General features: G+C 72.2%; 2 protein-coding genes. One reads left to right on the top strand and one right to left on the bottom strand.

What is annotated here, in order from left to right; all coding sequences use genetic code 11:
• Positions 1–894 (top strand): alpha/beta fold hydrolase (locus WBA11_RS12115; protein ID WP_424520939.1); only part of this gene is annotated, 894 nt, incomplete at its 5' end.
• On the opposite strand, the gene WBA11_RS12110 is transcribed toward WBA11_RS12115, so the two are convergent.
• Positions 891–1,697, bottom strand: an 807-nt coding sequence (locus tag WBA11_RS12110; protein ID WP_424520938.1) for an FAD-dependent oxidoreductase, incomplete at its 5' end; no start/stop codon positions are given. The two genes, WBA11_RS12115 and WBA11_RS12110, sit on opposite strands and share 4 nt — an antisense overlap.

Genomic DNA, 1,697 nt, shown 5'->3' with positions numbered 1-1,697 from the left:
TTCGTCGCTCTTCGCGGGCGGGGACCGGTCCCCGTCCTCGTCATTCACGGAGGACCGGGCTCGTCGCTGCTGCCGTTCGCCCGCACCATCGCGCGACGCACCGACCTCGAGCTCGACCACACGCTCGCGTACTGGGAGCAGCGCGGGACCGGCCGGTCTCGGGGCGCGCTCCGCGAGGACGACCTCTCGCTCGCCGCCATCCTCGAGGACGCCATCGAGGTCGCCGCCCGCTTGACGGACCGGTTCAAGCGCCCACCCGTCGTGGTCGGCCATTCGTGGGGGACGGTCATCGGCGTGATGCTGGCCCAGCGGCGCCCCGACCTCGTTGCCTCGTACGTCGGAGTCGGCCAGGTCGTGAACGTCCGTGAACAAGAGCGGCTCTCTACGGCGTGGGCACGGGAGCAAGCCGAGGCCGCGGGGGACCGCGCGTCCCTCCGAGCGCTCGATCGGATCGGTGCGCCGCCGCACACCGCGGTCGACATGCTGCGCCAACGGTCCGTCCTCGCCCGATTCGGCGGTGTCTGGCACGGCCACGGCCAGCGCTCCCTCGTCGCGTCCGGGCTGAAGGACTACCTCACCACCTCCGAATACGGACCGGCAGACCTGTGGCGGCAGGCGCGAGACCCGGCCTTTTCTCTCCGCGCGTTGATGCCCGACAAGCTCGAGGTCGACCTCGAGGTCCAGGCCCCTCGCCTCGACGTGCCGGTCCAGTTTGTCGCCGGCGTGCACGACCGGATCACACCGCTCGCCTTGGTCGAGCGCTACGCCACCGCCCTCGATGCCCCCGGCGGCGCCCGAGTAATTCTCTTCGAGGCGTCGGCGCACCTCCCGTTCCTGTCGGAGCCCGGCCGATTCGGCGCCGTGGTCCGCGACGCGACCTCGAGGCCGCGCTAGATCGACGCTCGGATCCGCTCCGCCGCCGCCAGTCCTTGCTCGAGGGCGAGGTGGACGCGCCCTTTCCCCGCCGTCCAGTCGCCGGCCACAAACAGTCCGTCGCCCTCGAGGCCGCCGACCTCCACGCCGTCGTTGGGCAGCGAGTACCGCCAGCGCTGCGTGTCCGTCCACAACGGCTCAGGGAGCGGGCCCCACAAGCTCTCGACCGCGCGTCCGGCCTCGAGGACGACGTCGGGCTTTTTGTCGTCGTAGTGGTCGAGCGTCCACCGCTCCGACATCTGGGCCAGGAGCAGCGTCGCGCCGTCGGGCGCCCGGCCCGGCTTGTCGCTCTCGACCGCGAGCCAGGCCACGTCGTGCCCTCCGTCCGCGCTCCCGTGCTCGGCGGCGTTCACCAGCGCGTAGACGTCGGCCGGCCGATCGAGGACGCGGTCGAACGCCCACATGACGGAGAACTGGCTCCGGTACGTCACCCTCTCGATTGAGGACGCAGCCTCGAGACCGGAAAGCAGTTCGAAGGCCTGCGGCGCGGGCGCCGTCACCAGCACCGCGTCGAACGCGTGACGCTCGCCGCTGGCTGCGCCGGCCTCCCGGCTCTCGAGGACGACTGTCCATCCGTCGCTCTCGGCCTCGAGGGCGACGACGCGCGTCTGGAGTCTCAGGTCGAGCCCGGGCGTCGCGTCCACGAGCGCCCGGCCAATCTGGGAGATCCCTTCGGCCGTCGTCCAGCGCAGGCCCCCGTCGCGCGCGCGGTCCGGCCGCAGCGTCCCGTCGTCGTCGAACGGCCAGACGGCGCCCTCGACCTC

Origin of the sequence: Rubrivirga sp. (assembly GCF_049648075.1) — a bacterium.
Lineage (GTDB): Bacteria > Bacteroidota > Rhodothermia > Rhodothermales > Rubricoccaceae > Rubrivirga.
Note: the sequence above shows the minus strand (reverse complement) of the source record. Positions and strands in the feature narration are given on the sequence as shown.